General features: G+C 62.5%; 4 protein-coding genes. All 4 read right to left on the reverse strand.

Features of this window, described 5'->3' with window-relative positions; genetic code table 11:
• Positions 1-271: 271 nt before the first annotated feature.
• Positions 272-1,222 (reverse strand): type II secretion system F family protein, encoded by a 951-nt coding sequence (locus IBX54_RS12745; protein ID WP_296543031.1) that lies wholly within the window; start codon positions 1,220-1,222, stop codon positions 272-274.
• A gap of 11 nt (positions 1,223-1,233) precedes the next feature.
• A complete protein-coding gene (locus tag IBX54_RS12750; RefSeq protein ID WP_296543032.1) occupies positions 1,234-2,208 on the reverse strand; it encodes a type II secretion system F family protein in 975 nt (324 codons plus the stop codon).
• Between the two features lie 4 nt (positions 2,209-2,212).
• Entirely contained in the window at positions 2,213-3,574 is a 1,362-nt protein-coding gene (locus IBX54_RS12755; RefSeq protein WP_296543033.1) for a CpaF family protein, read from the reverse strand.
• 18 nt (positions 3,575-3,592) lie between these two features.
• Positions 3,593-4,762 (reverse strand): AAA family ATPase (locus IBX54_RS12760; RefSeq protein ID WP_296543034.1); only part of this gene is annotated, 1,170 nt, incomplete at its 5' end.

Below are 4,762 nucleotides of genomic sequence, written 5' to 3' on the forward strand. Positions count from 1 at the left end.
AATCTGGGCCATTAACCATTAACGTGAAAGAACGTCGTCATTGCGAACGAAGTGACGCAATCCATGACTTCGGAAGACATGGATCGCCACGCTTCGCTCGCGATGACGAAGTCTCTGTTCAAGGTCCGTGTGCGGTATCGGACCAGGTACGGGGGGCTCGCAGTGACGAAGTCTCTGCTCAAGGTCCGTGTGCGGTATCGGGCCGGGTACGGATGGCTCGCGATGACGGTACGCTTTCATCATCTGGGGTGTCGCTCCGGATTCATGCAAGTTAGCCGTTGCCCGCCATGGTGGGCAGCAGCACCCGGTAAATGCTGATCATGGCCGGGCCCATGAGCACCAGCATCAGCGACGGAAAGATGAAGAAAATCAGCGGGAACAACAGCTTGAGCGGAATCTTGGCCGCGCGCTCCTCGGCGCGCAGGCGCCGGTGCGTGCGCATGGTCTCGGCCTCGATGCGCAGCGCATCGGCCACGTTGGTGCCAAAGCGGTCCGACTGCACCAGCATGGCCACGAACGAGGCAATGTCGTCCACCCCGGTGCGCAAGGCCAGGTTGCGCAAGGCCTGTTCGCGGTTGACACCCATGCGCAATTCAAGCGCCACCAGGTTCAGTTCGTCTGAGAGCGCCGCGCTGCGCAGCCCGATCTCACCGGCGGCGCGGTTCATGGCGGCGTCGAGCCCCAGGCCGGCCTCCACGCAGACCAGCATCATGTCGAGCGCATCGGGCAGCGCGTCTTCGAGCTCTTGCTTGCGGTGCTCGATCAGGTGGGCCAGCAGCCCGTTGGGCAGGTAATAGCCGATGGCAGCGCTCAGTAGCAGCAGCATGACCGTGGTGTTCACGGCCAGCTGCATCGAGCTCACGCCTTGGTACAGCACAAACAGGCCGGGCAGCAGCAGCGCCAGCACGGTCTTGGTGGCAAAGAAAAGGGCTGGCCAGGAGGCCTCGCGCAGCCCGGCCTGCATGAAGCGCACGCGCAGGCGCGACTCGTCCCAGCCCGCCTTGGGGGTGGACAGCTTGGCCATGGGGCCGACCGCCTTGATCACCTTGGCCTGCCATTCGCTGCCTGCGATCAGGCTCTTTTCACCGCTGCCCTCGGGGGTGATCAACTGGTTCAAGCGCTGGCGCAAGGCCGAGTCGCGGTCGAACCAAAGTGTGACCCCCCAGGCGAGTCCGGTGACCGCCAGAAAGAGCAAGACCAGAATAAGCGTTTGCATGTTCATGATGGCCTCCCTCAGACCCTGATGTCGATGATGCGCCACATGGCAAAAATGCCGATCACCATCAGCACCATCGCGCCAATCACCAGCTTGATGCCCATTGCATCGGTGAACAGCACCGCCATGTAGCCCGGATTCAATAGCTGCACCACGCCAGCCACACAGAACGGCAGTGCCACCAGAATGATGGCCGACAGCTTGCCCTCGGCGGCCAGCACGCGCACCTTGGCAAACAGCTTGAAGCGCTCGCGCACCAGCTCGGCCAGCTTGCCCAGCAACTCGGCCAGATTACCGCCGGTTTCGCGCTGGATGATCACGGCCATCACAAAGTAGCGCACGTCCGGGCTTGGCACGCGGCTGGCCAGGTTGTTGAGCGCGCTGTCCACCGAGATGCCAAAGCTGATTTCGTCAGAGATGATCTTGAACTCAGCCGCAATCGGCTGCTGTGCCTCGGCACCCACCATGGCCAGTGCCGACGGAAACGCGTGGCCGGCGCGCAGTGCGCGCCCGATCAGGTCCATGGCATCGGGCAACTGCGCCTCGATCTTGCTCAGCCGCTTGTTGCGCAGCCATACCAGCCGCAACACGGGCAGCAGCGCCAGCGCCAACACCGCCAGAAAAGTGACAAGGCCCTGCCACTGCAGCACCAAGCCCGCCACCAGGCCGGTCAGCGCCAGCACGGCACATGCCGCCAGCAGGTGCGACACCGTGCCGCTGCTGCCCGCCTGCAGCAGCAAGCGGTCCAGATGGTGCACGCGCGGCAGCAACAACAGCAGGCGTTGCACGGATGGGGTGTGGCTGAGCACCCGTTCCTTGAACAATTTTGCTTCGCCTTCGACGTGGCCACCGGCTGAAATGGCGCGCAGGCGGTTCGCCACCCGGCGCACCTCGGGGCTGCGGGTGTCGTTCCAGTAAGCGTAGATGCCCTCGAACAGCAGCACCACCGCCACAAAGCCGAGGATCAATAACAGTGAAAAGCTGTAGTCCATGATGTCACTCGTAAATCAGTGTGGGGTCAAAGGTTTCGTCAGACACCTCAAGGCCGTAGGACTTCAGCCGGTCCATGAACTTGGGCCGCACGCCGGTGGCCCTGAAGTGCCCCTGCACCGAGCCGTCGGGCGCAATGCCGGTCTGGTTGAAGTGGTAAATCTCCTGCATGGTGATGATGTCGCCTTCCATGCCGTTGATTTCCTGCAGGCTGACAATCTTGCGGCGCCCGTCGTTGAGCCGGGCAATCTGGATTACCGCCATGATGGCCGAGCTGATCTGCTGGCGCATCGCATCCTGCGGGATCGACGCGCCGCCATAACCAGCCATGTTTTCCAGCCGGGTGAGCGCGTCGCGCGCCGAGTTGGCGTGCACCGTGGCCATGGAGCCTTCGTGGCCGGTGTTCATGGCCTGCATCATGTCGAGCACTTCGGCGCCGCGCACCTCGCCCACAATGATGCGGTCGGGTCGCATGCGCAGGCTGTTGCGCACCAGCGCGCGCTGGCTTACCTCGCCCTTGCCCTCGATGTTGGGCGGGCGGGTTTCCAGTCGCACCACATGCGGCTGCTGCAGTTGCAGCTCGGCGGCGTCTTCGATCGTCACGATGCGCTCGTTGTGCGGTATGGAAGCCGACAACACGTTCAGCAGCGTGGTCTTGCCGGTACCGGTGCCGCCCGAAATCAAAATGTTCATCTTGGCGCGCACCATGGCCGAGAGCAATTGACTCAGCACCGGCGTCAGTGTGCGTTTGTCGAGCAGGTCGCTCATGGTCAGTGGCACCACGGCAAAGCGGCGAATGGAAAGCAGCGGGCCGTCGAGCGCCAGCGGCGCAATGATCGCGTTGACGCGTGAGCCGTCGGGCAGGCGCGCGTCCACCATCGGGCTGGATTCATCAACGCGCCGGCCCACGCGCGAGACGATCTTGTCGATGATCTTCATCAGGTGATCATCATCAGAGAAGTTGACCTCGGTCTTGATCAGCTTGCCGTTGCGCTCCACGTAAACCTGGTGCGGGCCGTTGACCAGAATGTCCGAAATTGATGGGTCGGCCAACAGGCCCTCGAGCGGCCCCAGGCCCATGATCTCGTCCAGAATGTCCTGCACCAGTTGCTTGCGCCCCGGCGCGTTCAGTGCCACGCCAGTCTCGTGCAGCAGCCGCTCCACCAGCAGGCCAAGCTCTTCGCGCAGGCGCTCGGGCTTCATTGCGCTCATCACGGTCAGGTCGATCCGGCTGAGCAACTGGTTGTGCAAGTTGTCCTTGAGGCTGTGGTATTCGGTATGCGTGTAGGCGGCAGCAGGGTGCCCGCCGGTCAGCTCTGTCGGTGATGACTTCAGCCGGAGTTCTTCTGCTTGTGATTGAGTGTCCATGATCGTTCTCTCTTGGTGCTAAAAACCCGTCAGCGCCGAAAACCAGTGTTCTTTCGGCTTCAACGTGACCGGCGACAAATCTTCGGCCCACGCCTGCAACACATGCGCCACGTCATCGCGCGGTGACAGCATGGGCAGCGGAACCCCCTGGTTGATCGACGCCATCACCGCCTCATAACTGGCCGGCACGGTGCGCGCCACCTTGGTCTGCGTGGCACGCTCGAGCTCATCGAGCCCGATGTCGCCACCTTTTTCATAGCGGTTCACCACCACATTGAGTTTGCCCTGCCCATAGCCCAAACCCTCGAACACGGTCTCGATGCGCTTGACGTTATGAATCGCCGGCAGCGCCAGTTGCAGGACCAGGTAAATACGGGTAGCCAGGTCGAGCGCCTTGATGCTGGTCGGGTCCAGCGTGCGGCCCACGTCCAGGATGACAAAGTCATACTGGCTGAGCGCGAGCTCCAGGATTTTTTGCAGCACCGCGGGCGTGAGCGCCTCGATGCGGTAGGGCAGCTGCGGTGCGCTCAGCACATACAAATTCTCACGGGCTGCCAACACACTCGACGCCAATAAGGCGGCATCAAGCATGTCGGCTTGCCGGGCCAGGTCCAGCACGCTGGAGCCCGGCTGATGGTCGGTCACGTTGCCCACCATATCGCCAAAAAACAGGTTCAGGTCCACCAGCAGCACCTTCTTGCCGGCGGCCGCCAGCGCATAGCCCAGGTTGCTCGCCAAAAACGTGCTGCCCGAGCCGCCCTTGGCGTTCAAAAAGGCCAGCAACTCGCCGTCGTTGGGCACCAGGCGCGAACTCAGCGACTTCGATTCGCGCAGGTAGTCCACGGCGCTCAGTACGCTGTTTTTGTTCAGCGGCGCAGGCAAAATATGACGCACGCCAGCTTGCATGGCGCGCCTGAGCAGGTCAATGGACGGGTCGGGGCTGACCAGCAGCACCATCACGCCGGGTACCCGCAAGGTGGCCGCCTCGATCTGCTCAAAGGCGCCGTTATCGGCCACCGGCAAATCGAGCAGCACCACATTGGGCTGGTCCTTTTGCATCACCGACAACAGGCGCTTGGCGTCGCCCACATGCACATTGATCTCCACCCCCGCTGGTGTCACCAGTGTGGCGAGCAGCGCTTCGCGTTCTTGGGCGCTTGAGCAGATGATGGAGGTTTTGAGGTTCAT

Origin of the sequence: Rhodoferax sp. (assembly GCF_014859475.1) — a bacterium.
In the GTDB taxonomy this organism is placed as follows: Bacteria; Pseudomonadota; Gammaproteobacteria; order Burkholderiales; family Burkholderiaceae_C; genus Rhodoferax.